Genomic DNA, 24,295 nt, shown 5'->3' with positions numbered 1-24,295 from the left:
ATATTATAAAGTAAAAAAAAAAGGTTAAGTTTCATGAAACATAATAAAATTTTTATTTTTATTCTTATTTTTATTGTATATATATATATTATATATTCTACATATACAGAAAATAGAGCCTATCTCCTTAAAAAGGTAAAGAATAATCAAATTAAGTTAGTTCATGCTTATAAAGAGAAGTTTGATGAGAGATTAGTAGCGTTAAAAAGAACAATTGAAACAATGGGAAAAAATTTAGTTTTAAAAGATAGAAAAAAAGATTTTAATGCTATAAAAGAAACTTTATCCATTACACTAAATTCAGGGGCAGGATTTAAAAGTATATATATTGGATATCCAGATGATTATATTATTTCTGGTTTAAAAGATTGGTTTTATACAGATGATTATTTTTCGACAAAAAGACCATGGTATAAAGAAGCTGTAAAAAATATGAAAACAATTATTTCAAAACCTTATATTGGTTCTCCTGGATTTGAAGATAAAATTTATATAAGTATTGCATCTCCCATTTATAAAAATAAAAAATTATTGGCTGTTATGTCGAGTGATTTAGAACTTGAAATAGTTCAAGAAGAAGTATCAAGACTATTTTCTCCTGAAAAAGGTTTTGCTTTTTTAATGACAAAAGATGCAGACGTAATTACACCATCCAATAAGTTAGGGATAGATTTTGAAGATAAGAAACTAAAAGAATTTTTATCTTCATTTACTCATACAAAAATTGGTGAAAGAAAATTTATTATAAATGATAAGTCATATATATTTACATATGAAACTTTAAATAATAGTGATTGGTTTTTTATCTCTGTTCTTGATGAAAAAAAGATCTATAAAAACCTTAATCATCAACTTTTTATGAATTTACTTGCTTTTTTTGTTCTATTTATTTTTGGATTTGGAACAATAATATTTATGTCAATAACACAAAAAAAACTTTATGAAAAACTCTTGCTTTTGGGACATTTTGCAAAAAGTCCAACTTGGGGAGTATTATTAACTGATAAAAATGGAAAAATTATATTTATCAATAAAGTCTTTGAAAAAGTTTTTTCCTTAAAAAGTAAAAGCTTATATAATAAACCTTTAGATTCAATTATTGATATATTAAAATGTAATAACTCAAATAAAATATCATGTTTTCAGGATATAAAAAACAATCTTCTTAAAATGAAATCATACTCACTTGAAAAAGAAGGAAAAATTTATAGAGTTCAAATAACTCCACTACTAAATAAATTTCAAGAAGACTTAGAAGGTGCTATATTTACCATAAATGACATAACACATGAACAAGAATTAGAACAAAAAGAGATAGAACAAGAACAAATTCTAATTCAAAACTCTAAAATGGCAGCTTTAGGAGAAATGGTTAGTGCTATATCTCACCAATGGAGACAACCGTTAAGCACCCTTCTTTTATTAATTAGTAATACACAAGAAATCATAGAAAAGCAAAACAATCACAAAGCAAATAACTATCTAACTAGAGCAAGAAACAATATTGAACTAATGAATGAAACTATAAATGCTTTTAGAAATTTTTACAAAGAAGATTTTGGAAAAGGAAAATTTGATTTAGTTGATATTATAAACGAGATAATCTTAATAACCTCCCCTCAAATGCAAATGAATGGTATAGAATTAAACTTTATACATGATGATAATAGATACCAATGCGAAAGCTATCCATCTTATATAAAACAAGTTTTAATTAACTTGATAGGAAATGCTAAAGATGAATTAGCAAAAATATTAAAAGACAAACCTCTTTATGAGGCAAATATAAAGATAATACTATCAAGAAAAGATACTTTCTATTTAGTAAGTGTAGAAGATAATGGAAAAGGTATATCTGATGAGAACAAAAATAAAATTTTTGAACCATTCTTTACTACAAAAGGAGAACAAGGCACAGGAACTGGACTTCACTTATGTAAACTTTTAGTTGAAAATAAAATAAATGGCAAATTTATACTTGATAACTCAAAGAATCCAACTAGATTTATGATTGAGATAGGAGCATTAAATGTATGAAAAAGTTAAAGAGCTTCTTATTAATAAAAATATTTTAATAGTTGAAGATGAAATAGATTTAAGAGATATTATGTTTGAGTCGATTCAAGAGTATGTTAATGAAATTTTTGTTGCAAAAAATGGACTTCAAGGATTAGAACTTTTTCAAGAAAAAAATATTGATTTAATAATATCAGATATACATATGGCTAAAATGACGGGACTTAGAATGAGTCATGAAATACGAAAATTCGACCCTTTTATTCCTATTATATTTTTAACTGCTTATGATACAGATAAAAATATGCTCGAAGCAATAGAAGTTAAAAGTAGAAGTGTGTTAAAAAAACCATTTGATAAAAAACAACTACTTGTATCTATGATGTTAGCTATGAATTCATTTAAAGAGGAATTTACACTATATAACTTATCACATGGATATGAATATAATGCTGATACTAAGGAGCTAATTTTAGATAAAAAAATTATTTCTTTAACAAAAAAAGAGCAAAGACTCTTGGAATTACTTTTAAAACATAAAGAACATTCAGTTTCATTTTCTTTAATAGAAAATTATGTATGGATGGAAAATGGTGCAACGCCTGACGCTATTAGAATGTTTATTAACAAACTACGTAAAAAAATTTATCCTGAACTTATTCAAAATATTCAAGGTATTGGGTACAAACTCACAATAAAATAAACAACTTCAAAAGATTATACTTTAATTATTCTTTCCTCATATAATTCCTTTAGTAAGAAAATTACAAATCGCTAGAGGAGGTTGATTGTGGTTAATAAATCAACAATCAATTCATTATTCATCTTAGGAACTATAACTTTCGTTTCAGTAAATGGTGCTGTAAGAAAATGAAAGCACTATATATAGTTTGTATGACATCTAACATTAACATAAAGAATGGAGCAATCATGAAAAAAAGCGGGATTATTTTAAGTAGCATAATTCTTTCAAGTTCATTACTTTTTGCAGGAAAAAGTAGTTTTATAAATCAAGATACAAAAGTATTTATGAAATCAGATGCAAAAAAAGAAATTGGAAAAATTGATACAGCTACACCTATTGAAGTATTATCTTCAATAGGTAACTTCAGGGAAATAAAAGTGACTGGATGGGCCAGTTATGGTTTCGAAAATGTTCTTTTTAAAGATATAGGACAAAGAATTTTTTATTTAGTTTTAAAAGATAATAAAACTAAAAAAGCTAAAGAACTAGCAAAAGGAACAGATTCATTTGGTTCAGAGTGGAGAAAAGTTTCTTATAAGGTATGGGTAAATAAAACATCATTAAGTAAAAAAATTAATGATATCGATAAAAAAGGCCAAGAATTATTTGCAAGTAGATGTGGTGCTTGTCATGCATCTCCTGAAGTACAACACTATACAGCAAACCAATGGCCAAGTATTATTGAAGCTATGAAGCCAAGAGCAGGTTTATCTTCACAAGAAGCACAGTTTATAAATAAATATTTACAAAGAAAAACAGTAAAAGGATCAAATCATGAGTAATATAAAAAGAAGAGATTTTTTAAAAGGCAGTAGTGTAGCAGCTAGTGCATTATTAATAAATAATTTATCTGCTAATAGTCTAATTAGTGGTCCTATAGCAAATCAATCAAATAAAATTAGTGGTTCTCACTTTGGAGCATTTAGAGCACATATTAAAGGTGGTCAGTTTACAGGAGTAACTCCATTTGAAGATGATCCTTTACCATCACCTATGATTAATGCTCTACCAGATAGAACATATTCAAAAACTAGAGTTGAATATCCAATGGTAAGAGAAGGTTTTTTAAAGGATGGACACAAAAGTGATACATCAAAAAGAGGATCTGATAAATTTGTAAGAGTAAGTTGGGATAAAGCACTTGAATTAGTTACGTCAGAGATAAAAAGAGTTCAAAAAGATTATGGATATAAGAGTATTTATGCTGGAAGTTATGGATGGTATTGTACTGGTAAACTTCATAACCCTCAAACTGTAATGAATAGAATGATGAAAATTTCAGGTGGATATGTAGGAAGAATTGGTGATTATTCAACAGGAGCTGCTCAAGTTATTTTACCCCATGTTGTTGGAAGTATCGAAGTATATGAACAACAAACATCTTGGCCATTAGTTTTAAAACATGCTAAAAATGTTGTCTTTTGGGGTGCTAATCCTATGGTTACTTGTCAAATAGAATGGGATGTAGCTGGTCATGGTGCTTTTCCTTATTTAGAACAATTACAAAAAGCTCATAAAAAAGGTGATATTAACGTATATTCAGTTGATCCTATGAGAAATGACACTGCAATGTATTTTGATTCAACAGAGATAAGACCAAAACCTAATACAGATGTAGCAATGATGCTAGGAATGATGCATTATTTACATACAAGTAATCAATATGACAAAGAATTTATCCAAAAATATACTGTTGGATTTAAAGATTTTGAAGATTATTTATTAGGTAAAATAGATAAAACTCCAAAAACACTAGAATGGGCTTCTAAAATTTGTGGAGTTAAAGAAAGTGTTATCAAAAAATTTGCTCAGACATTAAAAGATGAAAAAAGTATGTTAATGGCTGGTTGGGGTGTTCAAAGAGCAGATCATGGTGAACAATTTCACTGGACTTTAGTTACATTAGCTTGTATGTTAGGTCAAGTAGGTGTTCCAGGTTGTGGATTTGGATTTAGTTATCACTATTCAAATGGAGGAACACCAAGTGCTGATGCTCCTGGATTAGGTGGTATTTCTACAAATATAAATAGTAATAAGAATGGTCCGTGGAAAGAATATAAGCCTTATAATATTCCTTGTGCAAGAATGGTTGATATGATATCAAATCCAGGTAAAAGTATTGATTTTAACGGTAGAAAAATTAAATATCCAGAAATTAAAATGGTTTATTGGACAAGTGGTAATCCATTCCACCATCATCAAGATAGAAATACAATGATAGAAGCTTGGAAAAAACTAGAAACTTTTATTGTTCATGAACCATTTTGGACACCTACTGCTAGAATGGCAGATATTGTACTTCCTGCAACAACTGAAATTGAAAGAGATGATATAGAAGTTATAGGTGATTACAATAGTAGTCATATTATTGCAATGAAAAAAGCAATTGATCCAATTAAAGAGTCTAAAGATGATTATGAGATATGTAGATTAATTTCTAAACGATTAGGATATGAAAAAGAGTTTACTGATGGTAAAGCAACTCAACTTGATTGGATAAAAGAATTTTATGAAACTTCAAAATCACAAGCAGAGCAAAAAGGCGTTAAAATGCCGTCATTTGAAGAATTCTGGGAAAAAGGTTTTGTTAAGTTTAACGTAAAAGAAGAAGATAAAAATTTTACAAGATATGAAAAATATAGAAACAATCCTATGTTAAATCCTTTAGGAACACCATCTGGTAAGATTGAGATTAGTTCAAGAGTAATTAAAAAATTTAATTATGATGATTGTTTACATTATCCAAGTTGGATAGAACCTACAGAATGGCTTGGTTCAAAAGAATCAAAAGATTATCCATTACATATTTTATCTCCACATCCTAAGTATAGATTACATTCTCAGTTGTCAAATACATGGCTTAGAGATTTATATGAGGTAAAAGGAAGAGAACCTATTTGGATTAGTCCTAAAGATGCTAAAAAAAGAGGTATAAAAAATGGTGATATTGTTAAAGTATATAATAAGAGAGGTTCAACATTAGCCGGAGCAATTGTAACTAATAATGTACTTTCTGGTGTTGTGAGAATAGAAGAAGGTGGGTGGTATGATCCAGAAGAACCAGGAAAAGATAAAACAATGTGTATACATGGAGATGTTAATCAGTTAACCATTGATAAAGGTTCTTCAAAATTAGCACAAGGAAATATCGCTAATACAGCTTTAGTAGAAATTGAAAAATACGAAGGTGTTTTAAAACCAATCAGTGTCTTTAATAAACCAGAAATTATACAAGGTTTATAATTTAAATTAAAAGGCTTCACTTTTGAAGCCTTTTAATCATTAGAGCATTTATATAAGGGTGATATAAAGTTTTTCTTCCTGTTAGATATTTATATCATCTTTGTATCATCCTTATATAAGCGCTTAAATCAATAAACTTAAAAGGAGTAGTAATAGAAAACATATATATTTATCTCTTCTCATATCTGATTTAACATACTGAAACAGAGGTCAAAACTATAATGTTAGGTTATGCAAGTCAAGCAATTAAGAATAACTGATATTCATACTATTGCTTATCAAATTAGTAAATAGACTTTAAAAGTATTATTTACAAAACAAAGGGAAAAAATGAAAATCAAAACAAAAATAATTAGTTTAAGTATTGCTGCAATGTCAATTGTTTCAACTCTACATGCAGAGAGTTTAACAGATGCATTTAAAGACGCAAAAGTAAGTGGTGTTGTTCAAGCTTATAATTTTGCTAAGCAAGAAGTAACGGGGCAGAAAGATTATGATATCACAACTTTAGGTTTAGACCTTAATTATGAAACAGCACGGTTCTATAACTTTGGAGCAAAAGCAACATTTCAAGCAGCTGCTTCACCATGGATTGATGATGATGCAGAAGCAGGAGCTTCAGGAGATATGTGGGGTTCTGGTGCAGTACTTTCTGAAATGTACCTTTCTTACAAAATGGCTAACACAACAGCTCAAATCGGTAGAATGTACCTAGGTACAACTTTAGTTGCTGGTAGTGGTTCTCGTGTAAATAAAGAAGCTTTTCAAGGTGCAACATTAGTAAATAGTGATTTACCTGATACAACTCTAACTTTAGCATTTGTAAATAGATTTCAATCAAGAACAGATGGCGAAGGAAATATTGGTACATTTAAAGATATTAATGACGATGGTGCTTACACTGTTTCTGTAAAAAACAAATCAGTTAAAGATTTAACATTAACAGCTGCTTATCTCGATTCTATAGATGCCTTTACAACAGCATATCTTGAAGCAAGTTATAAGTTTAATGATTTTGGACTTTCTGCACAGTACTATAACAGTGAAAAAGAAAAGGCAAAGAGTACATACTTAATTGGTGTAAAAGGTACTGCTACATTTGGTCCAGTTGACTTATTAGCTGCATATGTAACTGTTAGTGATGAAGCAGAAGTTAGTCCTGGTCTTGGTAACGGTGCTGATCTTGCTTATACATGGTCAGAAATATTTTCTTGGCAATATAGAGTAGATCAAGATTCATATAAAGTAGGTGCAAAATATAACATTAATAAAAATGTTAATATTGGAACAAGTTATGTAAATGAAAACGGTAAAAATTATGCATATGGTTATACTGCACTTATTGCAAGTTATACATTTACTGGTGAATTAAAAGGACTAAGTCTTTATGCTACTTATGAAATGGGAAGCGAAGATGCTGATCAAAGTGGATCAAGAGTTAAATTTAATTACGCATTCTAGAATATCTATTTAAATCCTTAAGCTATAAGTTCATTTTTTGTTCTTGTAGCTTTCCTCTTCCAATAAACAAAAGCACTCCTCAAGTTAAAATACTTATATCATATACATAGAATTTGTAAAGAAGCTATTGTTATAATTACAAAAACTAAAGTTGGATAAAGGGCATAATCAGTTCTTAACCAAGGAGGATACAATAATGAGCCCTAAGAAATTTCTTTTATTTGACAACGACGGTGTTTTGGTTGAGACTGAGAACTGGTACTATGAAGCAAATGTAAAAGCTTTAGCAGAGATAGATATAGAACTAACATTTGATGTTTATATGGAGATAATGGCAAGAGGTGGAAATGCTTGGGAAGTTGCTCGCGTGCAAAATATCTCTGAGTCAATCATAGATGCACAAAGAGAAAGACGAGATGTTTACTACAGAAACTTTATAAGAAGTGAACATATCGAGATAGATGGTGTTGTTGATACTCTTGAAGAGTTAAAAAAAGAGTATAAAATGGGAATCATAACTACTTCAAGAAGGGTAGACTTTGACCTTATTCACAATGACAGAGACATCATAAAGTTTATGGACTTTACTCTTTGCGTAGAAGAATATCCTCGTTCTAAACCTCATCCTGACCCATATTTAGCAGGTATGAAAAGGTTTAATGCCACAAGAGAAAAGTGTCTAGTTATAGAAGATTCTCAAAGAGGTCTAACATCTGCTGTAAATGCAAATATAGAGTGTGCAGTCGTTGATAATACTTTTACACGAACACATGACTTATCAAAAGCCACTTATAAAATACAAAAGTTTTCAGAGCTGCCAAACTTACTAAAAACTCTATCCTAAAAGTACATTGTTACTTTTCTTTAGTATACTCCGCTCATGAAATTAAAAAGCTTTACTACATTTGCACTACTGTTTGTACTTGGCTTTTCCATAATACATGAGTATGTGCATATTGCTTATGATGAAAATCACTTAAGTGTAATAGAGTATGTTAATGAAGCTGATCAATCAGTTTCTCATGATACTCACTGTGAATATCATCAATCTTTCTTAGTATCTCAAAACTCTAATCTCACAGACATAGACTTTAAACTAAATACAAGTAAAATCAATAAAGAAACATATAACTTCAAAACCAATTTGGAATTTTACAAACCCCCCATCTCTTAACCTGTAACACAATCAAAAAAAACAAACTATACAATTATTACAGGAATACTAATGATAAAAATATTATCAGCAGTTGTTCTAATCTCAGCATCACTATTTGCACAAGATTTTGATACGTTTTTAAACAACGCACTAAAAAACAGCACTTACTTAAAGTCCTCAAACCTAAGTATTGCTCAAGTTCGCCAACAGGGTTTGGCTATGACAAGATATAAAAACCCTTCTCTGGATTTAGAGTATTCAGAGTTCAGACCAGATGCCTCTGCAGATGACAATGGCTATAGAGCTGCAATTACTCAACCAATAAGACTTTGGGGAGTTAACAGTGACACGCAAGCTTACGTAGATGCATCTATAAAAAAGACTGAATCTACATACTCTCTTTCTTACGCAGAATTTACTCGTGATATTTCTATTCTTTATACTGAGTATGCTAAGCAAAAAAGACAACTTGAACTAGGAAATGAAGAGTTAAGTATTGCAAAAAATATTTATGAGATATCAGAACAGAGAAGTTTGGCAGGAACTATTTCAAAAGGCCTAATGCTTCAAGCTCAGGTTGATTATGAGATGGCAGAGATAAAGACTCAGACACTCAACCTTGATATACAAGAAACATACTTTGAGCTTCTAAAGTTTGCAGGTATATCTAAAGAGATAGAACTTGAATATAATCATGAGTTTAAACTTATCTCAGATGCTTCTTCACTTATTAACCCAGATATAAACTATCTAAAGAGTTATAAAGAAGAAGCTAAAGCAGATGTAACTCTCAACTCTAATAGTGTCAAGTGGATAGACCTTAGTGCTGAGTATGAAATCGAACCAGACCAAAATGTAATGAGAATCGGAGCTTCAATCCCTCTTACTATTTTTAACACGTCCAGCGAAGAGATGCAAGTAGCAAAACTAGAAGCTGATAAAACTGCTCTTCTTATAGAAAATGAAAAAGCTAAGATATCTATTGAAAATATCAAACTTAAAAAACAGAGAAATCTTTTAAAGATTTTAAAATCAAAAAATGAAGAGACTCTAAAGACTCAAACAAAACTTTTAAAAATGTTTGAAGATGGTTACAAGATAGCAAGTATAAATCTACTTGAACTTCAAAATATCAAAAACAGAGTTATAAAGACTAAAGAGTCTCTAATTAAAATCGACACTGCACTAAATCAAAATGCAATCACAACTAACTATATATCAGGAGCATATAATGAATAATAGAACTAACTTTCGCTGTATGGAGGCATAATATGCCAAGTCATAAAATATTTTTACTATCAATCACTTTAAGCCTTTCACTCTTTGCGAATGAAATACCGACTAAACATGCTCAGCAAAAAGCATTTGGAAAATCAGTCGAACTAAATGCACAGATAGTTCAACTATCGAATGCTTCACAGTCTATCATGTCACTTGTTGGTGGCCGTATACAAAAGTACTTTGTAAGAGTTGGACAAAGTGTTAAAGAGGGAGAAAAGATAGTTCTTATAGAGTCTATTATGCTCTCAAATATGACAGCAAACTTTATCTCTCAAAAGAAACAACTTCAAGCTCAAGAAAAAAATTACCAAGCTTCAAAAAGTTTATATGAAAAAGGTATGACTTCGATGCAAGAGTTAAATACTCAAAGCATCCAAAGAGATGAGGCCCAAGCAAGAATAAGCTCACTAAAGTCTCAACTAAATACTTTAGGGATTAATACAGCTGAGTTAAAAACTGCTTCTTCAAACTTTGTATTGTATGCTCATAGTGATGGTGTGGTATCTGAAATACTTCAACCTTTGCACTCTAGTATCAAAGAAGATACTCCAATTATTTCTATTACAAAGAGTCAGGCATTTTATTTAAAGTCTTTTTTACCTCTTGAGTATGCATCTAAGGTTAAGATTGGACAAAAAATAGTTATTAAGACTAATACTAAAAACATAGTTTCCAATGTAACTCAAATACTTCCAAATGTAGATGAAACAACTCAAAGAATAGTTCTACTATCAAGTATAGATGAGATTACAGACAATCTTTATGTAAATGCATACACTTCTTCTACCCTCTACTTTAATTCTACAAAGAAATATATAGCAGTAGAAAAGTCTGCTCTTTCTTTTTACAATAATGAATGGGTTGTATTTGTTCCAAAAGAAGAAGATCATAACGAAGACAAGCATGACGAAGACGAAAAAGATCATGATGAACATGAGGGTGAAAAACACGAAGAACATGACGATCATAAAGATGAAAATCATAATGAAGATGCTCAAGAAGAAGGTCATGAAGAAGAGTATGAAGCTCGTGTTATTAACATAATTACTCAAGATGAAAAGTTTGCTGCAGTTGAAGGTTTAGAGTTGAATGAAGAATACGTTAGTGACAAAAGTTACTATGTAAAATCTCAACTACTTAAATCATCTCTTGGCGGACATGGTCACTAGGGAGATAGTATGTTAGATAAAATAATTGATATTTCTCTAAAGTACAAACTATTAGTATTAGCTCTATTTATTGCCATAAGTGCTTTTGGTTTTAGAGCTTACCAAGAGATACCAGTAGATGCTTTTCCAGACATTACACCTAAGCAAGTTGTTGTTTATACTGAGAGTCCAGGTAACTCTGCTGAAGATATAGAAAAACTCATAACTTATCCTATAGAGTCAGCTCTCTCAGGTATGGCTGGAGTTAAAATGATAATGTCAAACTCATTTTTTGGCTTATCTTATGTTTCTGTTTTCTTTGAAGATGATATGGATATATACTTTCTTCGTCAACTCGTAAGTGAAAGACTTGGTGGTGTAGATATTCCAAATGGTTGGGGTAAACCTGAACTTGGTCCAAATACTACAGGTTTAGGACAAGTATTTTGGTACAAGATTCAAGATGAGACAGGAAAACTCTCTTTAAAAGAACTTCGAGAGATGCAAGACTATATTGTTACTCCTTTGCTCAAAAGTGTTACAGGAGTTGAAGAAGTTATCGGTTGGGGTGGAAATGAGAAGCAGTATAATGTACTTATAGACACTAAAAAACTTCAAAACATCGGTGTTACTTATGAAGATATTATTACAGCACTTCAAAAAAGCAACCAAGCAGCAGGTGGTCAATACCTAGAGTTTAACCGTGAACAATATCTTATCCGTGGAGCAGGTCTTTACAAGTCACTTGATGACATCAGAAACTCTGTTATAAAGTCAGGTAAAGGTCAAGCTGTAACTATCGGAGATGTAGCAACAGTTGAGACTGGCTCGATGCCACGTTTTGGAGCTGTAAGTATAGATGGTGATGAAGCCGTAATGGGTATGGTTCTTCAACGAACTGCAACCAATGCCGCAAAAGTTGTTCAACACATAAAAGAAAAACTACCTACTGTAAACTCTGCACTTCCAAAAGGTGTTAGCGTTGAAGCTATTTATGACAGAACTGAGATTACTCACAAAGCTGTAAGTACTATGACGTCAGCACTTATAACTGGTGTTGTGTTAGTTGCGTTTGTTTTGTTTTTGTTTTTGTTTGAACTACGTTCTGCATTTATAGTTATCATATCTCTGCCGATATCTTTGCTTATTGCTTTTTTATTGATGGATTATTACAATCTATCTGCAAACTTAATGAGTCTAAGTGGACTTGCAATAGCTGTCGGAATGATAGTAGATGGAACAATTGTTGTAGTTGAAAATACATTTCGTAAACTACATGATATGCCAGATGCTCCAAGAATAAAAGTTATTGCAGATGCTACAAAAGAAGTTGCTAAACCTGTAACTTTTGCAGTTTTAATCATTGTTGCAGTATTTATTCCTCTTCTTTCTCTTGATGGACTTGCAGGAAAGCTATACTCTCCAATGGCACTTAACATCGTATTTGTGATGCTTGGCTCACTTTTTGTAGCTCTAGTTTTAGTTCCTGTTTTAGCATTTCTTCTACTAAAGCCAACTAAAAATGCTGACAATGCACTAATGAGTGGACTTAAAAAAGTCTATGCGCCACTGCTAATCTTTTCACTCTCTAACGCTAAAAAGCTTTTAGCATCTGTTAGTGTTTTGTTTTTAGTTCTTGGGTTTGTTCTTTCTCAACAAGGTCGTGAGTTTATGCCTGAGTTAAATGAAGAGTCAATTATGTATAGAGTTATCTCTATTCCCGGAACAGCTCTTTCTCAGTCTGTGCAAAATGCATCTGAGATAGAAAAGCATATACTTAAAAACTATCTTAATGAGGTTAGCTCAGTTTTATCTATGATAGGTAGAAGTGAAAAAGGTGAAACAGCTCAAGCCAACTATATGGAAGTTCTTCTGACTTTAAAAGATGGCATCGAAGATTTACCTGCACTAACTGATAAAATGAATGAAGACTTAAAACATACATTTGAGCAAGTTGCATTTGTTCCTACACAACCAATCGCTATGAGAATAGAAGAGTTGCTTGAAGGTGTAAAAGCTGAACTTGCTATCAAGATATATGGACATGACCAAAAAGAGCTAGACGGCATCTCTAAAGCTATTCAAGAAACCATTGCCAATGTAGATGGATTAGAGAGAATGGAAGTTGAAACTCAACTTGGACAAGCTCAAATAAAGATAGAGCCAAATTACTTGAGCTTATCTCGTTATGGAATCAGTGTTGATGAAGTAATGCAAGTTATCCGTAATGGTATTGGAGAAGAAGAAGTCACTCAAAAGATAGAGGGCATTAGAAGATTTCCAATCGTTGCAAAGATAAAAGATGCAAAAAAAGACATCCAAGCACTTAAAGATGTAACTCTTCGATCTAGTAACGGTTCACTAGTTACACTAGATCAGATTTGTGATATCAGTATTAGTCATGGAGCTTCATTTATAAAGCGTGAGAACCTAAGTCGTTATATGGTTCTTTCTATGGAAGTAGATGGACGTGATGTTGCTTCATTTGTTGAAGAAGCAAACAGACTTATACAAAAGAATGTTGATATGCCAACTGGTTACTACATAGACTGGGCTGGTGACTTTAAAAACATGAAAGAAGCAACAGATAAGTTAATGGTAATCGTTCCAATAACATTGTTGTTAGTTATTCTTCTTCTATACACTGCATTTAACTCTATCTCAAAAGCTATACTTATTCTTATAAATGTACCTTTTGGTTTTATAGGTGGAATTATCGCTCTAGTAATGAGTGGCATCTATCTTTCAGTTTCAGCGATTATAGGCTTCTTAGCCATCTTTGCCATTGCTGTATTAAACGGTATCGTTTTAGTTAGTTTCATTGATGAATTACGTGTTAAATTTCCGCATGTTGATTTAAAGATACTACTAAAAGATGCTTCTTTACTTCGTCTTAGACCAGTTCTAATGACAGCGTTTACAACTTTGTTTGGGATTCTTCCTCTTCTTTATGCCAGCGGTGTAGGAAGTGAAATACAATACCCTCTCTCAGTCGTTATAACAGGTGGAATCATTAGTTCAACTATACTAACTTTACTAATACTACCATCAACTTATCTGCTTTTTTACAAAAAAGAGCATACAACTAACACGAATAATAAAAAGGATTAATTATGAAATATTTAACATTACTACTACTATCTCCAATCATTGCCTTTGCTTCTGAAGTTATGACACCAGCGGAGCACAATTCTGTTCACGGGTATAACAAAAATCCTACTCTTAAAACTAAGAGTGAACAAAAGATGCATAAACTTCATAATATTGCAGAAGGTGCAGCTATCAAGATAGTTAAAAAGGAAACAAATGAGGATGTTAAAAAGATAAAACTAACACACTCTGGTAACTATCTTGTATATAAAGCTAGTACTCAGAGATACAATGTTCAAGTCAATGCACTTGATGGCAGTGTTATGAAAAGTGAGTTAAAAAACTAATATTCTACTTGTCTCCATGCTTTAGTATGGAGACAAATATTTAAGTTAAAAATACTCAGAAATGAATAGAACTAAAATTGATAACGTATTGCTACACCAAGGCTATTGAAAGTATTATTTGTCATAGTCCCTTCTGAATCATCATCACTTACTATTGAATATTCAGATTATTATTTATAGAGTATGTTAATCCGAGCAAAGCTTGATAGGTAAAAACTGTATCCTTATCATTAACACCTATCATATCCCATGTGACTTCAGACATTCCTAAACCAACACCAATATATGGCTTTAAATTAGACTCTATATTAAACTCATAAAAAGTATTTACAAGTATTGATTGAATATTCATACTTCCATCACCTGAGCTAGTAGATGCTGGTGCATATATTTGATCAGTATCATATTTTGAAGAAGAATATTCTCCCTCTAGTCTAATATTTTTCAACTTGTAACCAATAGCAAGTTGAAATTCAGACCCATTTTCAAAATCTATGGCATACGTAGAACTAGATTTAATATCTTGCTTTGAGGGCATAGAATAACCAATACCTAACTTACCATATAAACCATTTGCAGATAAATATTGACTTGAACATAACAGCAATAATGTGACTGAAACAAACTTATTTTTTAACATCTCTAACCTTTGTATTTAAGTCTAAGGATATTAACGTATAAACTTATATTTATTATTTATAAAAATTATTTTTAACAGTTTCTTCATATATTGTGAATATAAGTTACATTAAGCTAGTAGACACAAAGCAATCTACCAATGCAGATTAAACTTACTACCTACATCTACTGAGGAGTTTACATCTATTTTTATGTTAAACTCATCACATATCTGTTTTACTATATTTAGTCCTACTCCAAAACCACCGGCTTGTGTTGAAGCACGTTTGTAAAGCTCGAAAATATCTTCAAGTTTATCTTTCTCCATTCCTACGCCTTCATCTTCGATGCTAAAGAAACCCTCTTTTAGAACAATGTTTATAGTAGTATCTGGCATAGAGTATTTTATAGCATTTGATATTAGGTTTGAAAAAAGTAGTTCTACTCTTGAGTCTATTGCTAAAAGCTCTGCATCTTGCACAGATGATTCTATTTTGATATTTTTAGCATGACTTAGTTCTGAGTAGTATTCTATGCTTGTGAGTAAAATAGGCTTTAGGTTTAGAATCTGTGATTCTTGTTTAACTCCACTAAAGTTTAAATAAGCAAGTGATTGATAGATGCTATATAGCTGTTTTGTCGAAATTGAGATATTTCTTAGTATCTTCTCATCGTAAACCTTTTTTTGCATAGCTCTTGAAGTACTCATCCCAAGTGCTGTTATAGGTGTATTTAACTCATGAGAAATATCTTGTATAAAGGATTCTATCTCTTTTACTTTTTGATGTATAGGGCGCATGAAAAGACGTGAAAGTATCCATGATATAACTGCGATAGCTATAAATATCAAGATAATTGCTATGAGGACATTTATTTTGAGAGTCTTTAACTCTTTGTTATACTCATTTGTTTTTACTACTACATATTCTATAGCTAAGTGTTTTTGCGTTGCAGAAGAAACTAAATATTTAAGACCATCTCTCTCAAAATATGGAGACTCAAATACTACTTTATCCTTAGTTGGTATAAGTATATAGTCATACCCTAGCTCAATATCAGGAAGTATTAGATCACTTGATGTCATATGAGCGTTTATTACAAGAGTAGAAATCCTATCTGCTAAGTGTTGGAGTTTATAGTAGGTGTTGTTTTCAAGAGTATTTTTTTGAGCATTAAAATACCAGTAACCAGAGAGTAGTGTAAAAAGCAGAGATGAGCCAAGATATAAACCTAGGAATGAGTAAAAGGATTTTTTCTCTAACTTATTCAAAGCGATATCCTTCGCCTCTTATATTTAAAATATGTTCTTTGCCAACATACTTTCTAAGATCTTTTATAAGTGTACGAACTGCATCACCTGAAGGCATCTCATCGAATTGCCAAAGGTTTTGAAGCATCTCATCTACACTTACAACACGGTGACGGTTTTTATAAAGATAGTGAAGAGACTCACTCTGTTTATTGCTTAGATGCAAGGAGATATCTTCTTTTTTAATTATATGGTTTTGAGTGTCAAACTCTATGCCAGATGCTATCTCTACTAAAGAGCTAAGTCCAAAATGTCTTTTAATATTTTCTATTCTTTGGGTAAGTTCTTCTAAGTCAAATGGTTTTTTTATAAAATCATTAGCACCTGCTTCAAAAGCACTCTTTAGATGCTGTGTATCATGAAAGGCAGTGATAAAGATAGTTGGAGTTTCATCTTTAAAACTTCTAAGTTCTTTTAGCAAAGAGATGCCATCACCGTCTGGAACGTTTATATCAAATATGTATAAATCATAATCAGTCTCTTCACTAAGAAGAAGTGCTTTTTTCATACTATATGTATGACTCACACTGTGTTCTTCTTGTAAAAAGTCAACTAAAATATCGGCTAAAACTGTGTCATCTTCTAGGAGTAAAATTTTCATAAAGCATTATAACACACAAGGGTAATTTGAAAAGTCCTCACAATATCCACACAAACTGTATATATAATAACAGAATAGATAACTAAAAGGAGCTTATTATGCACGCTTTTGGAATGGGACTAATTTGCTTAGTTCTTATATTGTTCGTCTTAGCTTTACTTTATTACAGCGATATGGACACTGATAACGATATAAGCGCTAAAGAAATGTTAGACAATAGATTCGCGAGAGGTGAGATAAATTCTCAAGAATATAAAGTTATAAGAGATAGTTTAAGACTATAAGTAGACAATTCATATTGATTCTACTTATATTGGAACTCTATATGCTTGTATATTTCAAGCAAAGGATTTTAGATGAGTAAATTAATAAACTTACATACTAAAAGAGACCCCATTAAAGATTGGGAAGAAAAGAACCTTGCTAACAACAAGAAAGATAATATTTCTTTTCATAAAGAACAAAAAGTTTATCATCAGCCTAAAGCAAAGGTATATGATTCACCAAAAGATATAGCAAGGATATCTGAGTTACTAGCAATGAAAGAAGAGATTCGCGTATGCTTAAACGCAACAGTTTCTGCTCAAAAAAAATTAGAATGAGAAACAGTAGAAAAAAGAAAAAAACAACTATTAAGTATCAAAAAACATCTACAGATGCATATATAAGCTTCCTCACAAACCTCTCACAAACTATCATTATAATCCTTATATCAAACGATAAAAGGATTCAAATGAAAACGATAGCAAAAATATTTTTAGTAGCTCTTCTAGCAGCCGGTACAATGCAAGCAGCAGCTTTTGAAAAAGTAGCAAAATCAAGATCTGCAAAGGTAACAATTAGCTCTGAGAAACCAATCACAACTGGTTATAACGATTTAAACATTCTAATAGACGAAAAGTTTGCAGATGCAGCAGTTAAGATTAAAGTATTTATGCCAGCAATGCCTGGGATGCCTTATATGGATAATGTAGCAGAAGCAAAAAACCTTGGTCATGGAAAATTCACAACTAATGTAAACTTTTCAATGGGCGGAACATGGCAAATTCATATCTTCATCACACCTAAAACTGGTAAAAAAATCAGAGTTAAGACGTCTGTAAACATCTAAGGACCAACCATGAAAGCTCTAGCCCTAATTTTTCTTCCACTTCTCCTTAGTGCAACTTCTCTATCAAGTTTGATAGAGAGTGCAAAAGCAAATCATTCTTCACTCCAAGCCATAGAAAAACGCCTAAGTGCGGTTGATAATGAGTATGAAGTAAGTAGAAACTTTGTAGACCCTGAGCTTTCTCTAAGCATCAGTGACATCCAACTTGACGACGCTACAAATCGTTCTATAGAAGCTATGCAGTTTAGCGCTATAAATGTAAAACAAAAGATTCCATACTTTGGAAAAAGAGATGCGGCTTCAAAAAAAGTAAATGCTAAAAAATCAAAGGTAGAATTTACTCTAGCTCAAGCAAAAGTAAAATTAGTAGAGTCTATAAAACTAACGGCTTATGGCATATGGCAAGTAGAAGAACAACTTAGTATCACTGATGATTACATCAAACTAACACGTCAAAACATAGAGCTATACACTGCGTACAGCACAAGTGACACAAAGGCTCATATGGGAATCATGTCAGCTGAGCTTTCACTTTCACAACTAAAAATAAAAAGAAGTAAACTCAAAAGCATACTTACAGGACTTTACGCAAAAGTAAGTTATCTAAGTACTATAAAAGTTGATTCACTAGAAGTTAGTATGCCAGTAGAAGAACCAAGAGAATTGGCTTTTTACATAGACGCGAGTAGTGATAACAGTGCATACAAAGTGAAAGAAGCAATGCTAAAAGAAGCACAGGCTGATGTAAAAGTAAAAGAGTTAGCAGGTAATATTGACCATTTTGTTCAAGTAGGTTATTTCTACCGTGAGAATTTCGAAGATTATGTAAATATAAATGTAGGATTTGCACTCCCTATCTACGGAACGCAAGACTCAAAAGAAGAAGCTTCAAGGAAACGTTCACTTGCTTCAAAGAGTGAAGTAATTGATTTTGAAAATGCACTTCACACAAAAGTAGCAACACAACACGCAAGACTTCAAGACTCGTACAGAATATACAATATTATAAAAAAAGAGAGTCTACCACAGATAGAGCATATGTTTGATTTAACAAATACTTCTATTAAAAGCGGTTCTGATCTTTTTGTATATATAGAACTACTGGCTAAAAAACTTCGCCTTGAAGAGCAAAGCATCCAAGCTGTAGCAACTTATTACAAAATAATAGCATCTCTAGATGCACTTATAGGAACACAAAAATGAGATTTTTACTAATCATACTAATATCTTTATCACTAGCACAAGCTAAAGAAAAAACAGTTGAGCAATTATTTAATGTACAAACTACAAAGGTTAAACTTGTATCAGATGCAAAGAGTATAAAAAGCTTTGGATTTGTAAAGGTTGATGAGTCTAGAGTCTATGATGTTAGTCCGAGATTTGGTGGTTTCGTTGAAACTCTGTATGCTGATAAAACATATAAACAAGTAAGCAAAGGAGAGAGGCTTGCAAAAGTATACTCTCCAGAAGTCTTAAAAGCAAAAGATGACTACTTAAATACTATAAACTATACAAAATCAAGACCAAACAAAACAATGATGAGAAGTGCAAGAACAAAACTATCTCTTTTAAACATTCCAGATGCTGAGATAGACCAAATTAAAACAAGTAAAAAAACAACTTCTTTTACAACTATAAACTCTCCTGCAGATGGTTATATATTTAAAAAAGCACTAAACAACAACTCAGCTTTTAAAGCTAAAGGTGTACTTTTTCAAGTTGTGAACTTAGACAAGGTTTGGGTTGAACTTAAAATACATCAAAACCAACTCATGGCACTTGAAAATATAAAAGAGTTCTCGCTAACTACTCCTTCTATGAAAAAAGTATTTAAAGCGACAAGAGAAAAACTATACCCCCAACTTGACCCAAAAGAAGAGAGTTTTACACTTAGACTTTCTCTTGATAACGCTCAGGGTATGTTAAAACCAGGAATGTACACAAGTGTAAATATGAGTGCACCTGAAACAAATTACCTAACTCTACCTGCAACTGCAGTTATGAGAAAAAATGGAATGTTTTATGTATTTGTAGTTGGAGAATACGAGGGTGAATATGAACCTCTAGCAATAGACGTAGAAGTTTTAAACCCCGATACTTACATAGTAAAAAGTGAGCTTAATGAAGGTGATGAAGTTGTTAACAACGCACTATTTATGATGGACAGTGACGCTCAGGTGAATGGGCTTTACTAGGAGAAATAATATGAATACTTTATACTATATCTTAGACCCAATGTGTTCTTGGTGTTATGCCTTTGCTCCATCTTGGAAAAAACTTTTACAAAACCTACCTTCTCATGTAGAGATAGAGTATATTCACGGTGGTTTAGCTCGTCATTCAGATGTTCCAATGCCTCAAGAGATGCAAGATATGTTACAAAATACTTGGAAAGAGATAGAGCAAAAAGTTGGTACAAAGTTTAACTACGATTTTTGGTCAAAGTGCAAACCAAGACGTTCAACCTACTTGGCATGTCAAGCTTGTGTATCTGCAAGGGCACAAAACAAAGAGTATGAGATGATACAAGAGATTCAAAAAGCTTATTATCAAGATGCTTTAAATCCTTCAGATAGAGATACACTAGAACTTGCCGCTTCAAATATAAACCTTGATGTAGAAAAATTCTCACATGATTTAGAATCAAAAGAGATAGTAAACTTGTTTGAAGAAGATTTAAACAAAAGGCGGAACTTAGGCATACGCTCTTTTCCATCACTAGTTCTAAAATCAAACAATGAGTACTTTAGTATAACTATTGATTTTACAAACTATGAAACTATTTTAAAACAGATAAACTCTTACTTGTAAACTTACTGAGTAAATAACATATATCGCCTCACACACCCCTCACAAACTACAGATAAAATCACTCTATTAATTTAAAAGGCAAATAATGATAGAAAATATAATCTCCTTTAGTATTAAAAATAAGTTCCTTATCTTAATGGCTACTTTGTTTATAACATTTGGCTCGTTTTGGGCTCTAAAAAACACACCCTTAGATGCCATCCCTGACCTCTCTCCTCCTCAAGTAATTGTAAAGCTAAATTGGGCTGGACAATCTCCTGAGATTATTGAAGATCAAGGAACATATCCTCTTGTTTCTCAGTTTCTAGCTATAGCAAATATAGAAACTGTTAGAGGTTTTTCAACTTATGAGAATTCTCTTATTTATATCATTTTTAAAGAGGGAACTGACCTTTACTGGGCTAGAACTCGTGTACTAGAACAGTTAGCATCTATACAATCTCAGCTTCCAGAGTCTATGGAAGTAAACCTTGGTCCAGATGCAAGTGGTGTGGGTTGGGTTTATGAGTATGCACTTACCTCCAAGACTAAAAACCTCAGCGAACTTAGGACTCTGCAAGACTACTACTACAAGTATGCTCTTCTTGGTGTTGATGGAGTTAGTGAGGTTGCATCTATTGGTGGATTTGTTCCGACTTATCAAGTAAGTGTTAGCAATGATACATTGGTGCGTTATAACCTTTCAATCCAAGATGTGAAAAAAGCTCTAAAAGAAAATAATAACGACACAGGTGGACGTATCGTTATACAAAATGGTTTTGAGTGGATGGTTCAAGCAAAAGGTTATCTCAAGGACTTGGATGATATCCGCTCTCTTGTTGTAACTACAAAAGCCAACACTCCAGTAACCATAGGAGATATAGGAAGAGTTGAACTTGTTCCTGCTGCTCGTCGTGGTATGGCCGACTTAAACGGTAAGGGTGAAGTCGTAGGCGGAATCGTAATGGTTCGTTATGGCGAAGATGTTTACGCTACCATCAAACGTATAGAGAAAAAGATGAGTGAACTTCAAGTAGACGGTGTAGAAGTTGTAGAGACTTATAACCGCTCAGACCTTATTGAAAAAGCTGTAGACACATTAAAGTTTACACTTATTGAAGAGAGCATTATCGTAATCGTTATTATTGCTCTATTTTTAATGCATCTGCGTTCATCTGTTATAGTTCTGATAGTCTTGCCTCTTACTATCGGTGCTACTTTTTTACTTATGAAGCTATTTGGAATTGATTCAAATATCATGAGTCTTGGAGGTATTGCTATTGCCATTGGTGCAATGGTAGATGCAACCATTGTTATGATAGAAAATGCTCATAAGACCATAGTAAAACTAGAAGAGAAAAAAGGTGACACACTGACAAAACAAGAAAGATTTGCTGCTATTAGTAGTTCTTCTAAAGTAGTTGGTCGTCCTATCTTTTTCGCACTCGCACTAGTTGTGGTTTCATTTTTACCAATCTTTGCACTAAGTGGTCAAGAGGGACTTCTCTTTACTCCTCTGGCATTTACAAAAACCTTTGCAATGATGGCTGGAGCGATTCTTTCTATTACTTTAGTTCCTGTACTTATGCTATATTTTGTCAAAGGCAAAATTCTTGCTGAGAATAAAAATCCACTAAACCGTTTTTTCATCTGGTTATATCACCCAATCATTGTTTATGGACTAAAAATCAAGTACATTGTAATTATAGCTGTAGTGGCAGCTCTTTGGTTTGCTTACCCAATTTATAAAGGTCTAAAGTGGGAGTTTATGCCTCCACTAAATGAGCAGAGTGTTATGTATATGCCTGTTACTCCTTATGGAATTAGTGTTGATCAAAGTAAGATACTTACTCAAAAGACAGATGCAATCATAAAAGCATTTCCTGAGGTTAGTATTGTTTTTGGAAAAGGTGGACGTGCAAACTCTGCAACTGACCCTGCTCCACTTGGTATGATAGAGACTATTATTACCTTCAAACCACAAAGTGAGTGGAGAGAAGGAATGACTCATGATAAACTTATGGCAGAACTAGAAGATGCTCTTCAAGTTCCAGGACTTATAAACTCTTGGACATATCCTATTCGCGGTCGTATAGACATGCTTCTAAGTGGTATTCGTACACCTCTAGGAATCAAACTTTATGGTCAAGATGCAGAGGGTTTACAAAAGTATGCAAAATTGATTGAAACAAAACTTCGCTCATTTGATAAAACTATGTCAGTATTTGCTGACCAAGCAAGTGCTGGATATTACCTTGATATAGAGATAGATGAAAAAGAACTAGCACGTTATAAGATAAGTAAAAACTACTTGCTTGACTACGTGGCATCTGGTATTGGTGGAATGAAAGTATCTACTATGTATAAAGGCATAGAGCGTTACCCGATAGCACTTAGATATGAAGAAGATGAGAGACGTAGTATAGAAAGTATAAAAGATTTACAGGTTAAGACTCCACTTGGGTTTGTGCCTCTTGGAAACTTTGCTAAAGTCGCTTACCGTGAGAGTGCATCTGTCATAAAGAGTGAAATGGCATCTCCTGTAACTTTCATATACATTACTCCCCAAGCTGGAGTTAGTGCAACTGAGTACAAAGAGCAAGCAAAAGTTCTTTTAGAGGATATAAAACTTCCAGCTGGTTACTACATAGACTGGGCAGGACAGAGTGAGTACTTAGACTCTGCAATGAAAAAGATAGTCTGGATAGTTCCAACTGTACTTATAGTTATCTTGATACTTATCTACTTTGCACTTAAAGATATGATACCTACGCTTATAGTATTTTTTACTCTTCCGTTTGCACTACTTGGTGGACTGATATATATAGACATACTCAACTTCAACATGAGTATAGCTGTAGTAGTTGGTTTCTTAGCACTTCTAGGAGTAGCAGCAGAGACCGCCATAGTCATGATAGTCTACTTGCAAGAAGCGGTAGATGAGGCGAAAGAGAAGTACCTAGAAAACTTTGGACCAAAAGAGTTAAATGCAGCGATATACGAAGGTGCAGTTCAAAGAGTAAGACCAAAACTAATGACAGTTTTCGCCATCTTAGCAGGACTACTTCCTATTATGTACACACATGGAGTTGGAAGTGAAGTAATGCAAAGAATCGCCGCACCAATGTTAGGTGGAGTTGTGAGTTCAGCAATTCTAAGTCTAGTAATCATCCCTATACTTTTTGAGATTTACTCTAAGTGGGGGATGAGAAAGTAAATGTGGTTGTTATATCATTCCAATAAAAAAATATTGGAATGTCTAAGTATTAATTTTTAAAATTTTGACTTAATTAAAAAAACGGGGGTTTAAAAACTCGCTTTTTTTGATAATTGACCAAATAATAATCTACTAAATTTAACTTCAAGCTTTTACTCAAAC

The 24,295-nt window shown here is 32.3% G+C and carries 21 protein-coding genes; 18 read left to right on the top strand and 3 right to left on the bottom strand.

What is annotated here, in order from left to right:
* Nucleotides 1–33 precede the first annotated feature (33 nt).
* The 11 genes from QZZ48_RS06490 to QZZ48_RS06440 all read left to right on the top strand — a co-directional run bounded on the left by QZZ48_RS06490 (nt 34) and on the right by QZZ48_RS06440 (nt 14,487).
* The gene (locus QZZ48_RS06490) at nt 34–2,037 is read left to right on the top strand and encodes a cache domain-containing protein (RefSeq protein ID WP_294963337.1); all 2,004 of its coding nucleotides are present in this window, start codon (nt 34–36) and stop codon (nt 2,035–2,037) included.
* A complete protein-coding gene (locus QZZ48_RS06485; RefSeq protein WP_294963334.1) occupies nt 2,030–2,719 on the top strand; it encodes a response regulator transcription factor in 690 nt (229 codons plus the stop codon). The genes QZZ48_RS06490 and QZZ48_RS06485 overlap by 8 nt, the downstream gene beginning before the upstream one ends.
* Nucleotides 2,720–2,946: 227 nt before the next feature.
* Nucleotides 2,947–3,543, top strand: a complete 597-nt coding sequence (locus QZZ48_RS06480; protein WP_294963332.1) for a hypothetical protein — start codon at nt 2,947–2,949, stop codon at nt 3,541–3,543.
* Nucleotides 3,536–6,004 (top strand): trimethylamine-N-oxide reductase TorA, encoded by a 2,469-nt coding sequence (gene torA / locus QZZ48_RS06475; RefSeq protein WP_294963329.1) that lies wholly within the window; start codon nt 3,536–3,538, stop codon nt 6,002–6,004. Before QZZ48_RS06480 ends, torA begins: the two co-directional genes overlap by 8 nt.
* Nucleotides 6,005–6,334: 330 nt before the next feature.
* The gene (locus QZZ48_RS06470; protein WP_294963326.1) at nt 6,335–7,465 is read left to right on the top strand and encodes a porin; all 1,131 of its coding nucleotides are present in this window, start codon (nt 6,335–6,337) and stop codon (nt 7,463–7,465) included.
* Between the two features lie 196 nt (nt 7,466–7,661).
* Complete coding sequence (locus QZZ48_RS06465) at nt 7,662–8,309, top strand: HAD family phosphatase (RefSeq protein WP_294963324.1); 648 nt, start codon at nt 7,662–7,664, stop codon at nt 8,307–8,309.
* 36 nt (nt 8,310–8,345) lie between these two features.
* Entirely contained in the window at nt 8,346–8,639 is a 294-nt protein-coding gene (locus QZZ48_RS06460; protein WP_294963322.1) for a hypothetical protein, read from the top strand.
* Between the two features lie 51 nt (nt 8,640–8,690).
* Nucleotides 8,691–9,860 carry a TolC family protein gene (locus tag QZZ48_RS06455; RefSeq protein ID WP_294963319.1) on the top strand — a complete coding sequence of 390 codons (1,170 nt, stop codon included), beginning with the start codon at nt 8,691–8,693 and terminating at the stop codon, nt 9,858–9,860.
* 32 nt (nt 9,861–9,892) lie between these two features.
* Nucleotides 9,893–11,071, top strand: a complete 1,179-nt coding sequence (locus tag QZZ48_RS06450) for an efflux RND transporter periplasmic adaptor subunit (RefSeq protein WP_294963317.1) — start codon at nt 9,893–9,895, stop codon at nt 11,069–11,071.
* Nucleotides 11,072–11,080: 9 nt separating this feature from the next.
* Nucleotides 11,081–14,161, top strand: coding sequence for a CusA/CzcA family heavy metal efflux RND transporter (locus QZZ48_RS06445; protein ID WP_294963314.1), 3,081 nt, complete (start codon nt 11,081–11,083; stop codon nt 14,159–14,161).
* Nucleotides 14,162–14,163: 2 nt separating this feature from the next.
* Entirely contained in the window at nt 14,164–14,487 is a 324-nt protein-coding gene (locus QZZ48_RS06440) for a PepSY domain-containing protein (RefSeq protein WP_294963312.1), read from the top strand.
* A 151-nt stretch (nt 14,488–14,638) separates the two neighbouring features.
* Here the strand turns inward: QZZ48_RS06440 and QZZ48_RS06435 are convergent, their stop codons facing one another.
* The 3 genes from QZZ48_RS06435 to QZZ48_RS06425 form a co-directional block, all read right to left on the bottom strand.
* Entirely contained in the window at nt 14,639–15,127 is a 489-nt protein-coding gene (locus tag QZZ48_RS06435) for an outer membrane beta-barrel protein (protein ID WP_294963309.1), read from the bottom strand.
* A gap of 132 nt (nt 15,128–15,259) precedes the next feature.
* On the bottom strand, nt 15,260–16,375 hold the full coding sequence (locus tag QZZ48_RS06430) for a HAMP domain-containing sensor histidine kinase (protein WP_294963307.1): 1,116 nt from the start codon (nt 16,373–16,375) through the stop codon (nt 15,260–15,262).
* A complete protein-coding gene (locus QZZ48_RS06425; protein ID WP_294963303.1) occupies nt 16,368–17,015 on the bottom strand; it encodes a response regulator transcription factor in 648 nt (215 codons plus the stop codon). The genes QZZ48_RS06430 and QZZ48_RS06425 overlap by 8 nt, the downstream gene beginning before the upstream one ends.
* 98 nt (nt 17,016–17,113) lie before the next feature.
* Between QZZ48_RS06425 and QZZ48_RS06420 the strand changes: the two genes are divergently transcribed.
* The 7 genes from QZZ48_RS06420 to QZZ48_RS06390 all read left to right on the top strand — a co-directional run bounded on the left by QZZ48_RS06420 (nt 17,114) and on the right by QZZ48_RS06390 (nt 24,133).
* Nucleotides 17,114–17,299, top strand: coding sequence for a hypothetical protein (locus QZZ48_RS06420; RefSeq protein ID WP_294963300.1), 186 nt, complete (start codon nt 17,114–17,116; stop codon nt 17,297–17,299).
* Nucleotides 17,300–17,371: 72 nt separating this feature from the next.
* A complete protein-coding gene (locus tag QZZ48_RS06415; protein ID WP_294963297.1) occupies nt 17,372–17,617 on the top strand; it encodes a hypothetical protein in 246 nt (81 codons plus the stop codon).
* A gap of 131 nt (nt 17,618–17,748) precedes the next feature.
* Nucleotides 17,749–18,126 (top strand): FixH family protein, encoded by a 378-nt coding sequence (locus QZZ48_RS06410; protein WP_294963295.1) that lies wholly within the window; start codon nt 17,749–17,751, stop codon nt 18,124–18,126.
* A gap of 9 nt (nt 18,127–18,135) precedes the next feature.
* The gene (locus QZZ48_RS06405; protein ID WP_294963292.1) at nt 18,136–19,329 is read left to right on the top strand and encodes a TolC family protein; all 1,194 of its coding nucleotides are present in this window, start codon (nt 18,136–18,138) and stop codon (nt 19,327–19,329) included.
* The gene (locus QZZ48_RS06400) at nt 19,326–20,321 is read left to right on the top strand and encodes an efflux RND transporter periplasmic adaptor subunit (RefSeq protein ID WP_294963288.1); all 996 of its coding nucleotides are present in this window, start codon (nt 19,326–19,328) and stop codon (nt 20,319–20,321) included. The genes QZZ48_RS06405 and QZZ48_RS06400 overlap by 4 nt, the downstream gene beginning before the upstream one ends.
* A 10-nt stretch (nt 20,322–20,331) precedes the next feature.
* A complete protein-coding gene (locus tag QZZ48_RS06395; protein ID WP_294963285.1) occupies nt 20,332–20,937 on the top strand; it encodes a DsbA family protein in 606 nt (201 codons plus the stop codon).
* An 85-nt stretch (nt 20,938–21,022) separates the two neighbouring features.
* Nucleotides 21,023–24,133, top strand: coding sequence for a CusA/CzcA family heavy metal efflux RND transporter (locus tag QZZ48_RS06390; RefSeq protein WP_294963282.1), 3,111 nt, complete (start codon nt 21,023–21,025; stop codon nt 24,131–24,133).
* Nucleotides 24,134–24,295 lie beyond the last annotated feature (162 nt).

It is taken from the genome of Sulfurimonas sp. (assembly GCF_016744025.1).
In the GTDB taxonomy this organism is placed as follows: Bacteria; Campylobacterota; Campylobacteria; order Campylobacterales; family Sulfurimonadaceae; genus Sulfurimonas.
This window is presented reverse-complemented; position numbering and strand designations above follow the sequence as displayed.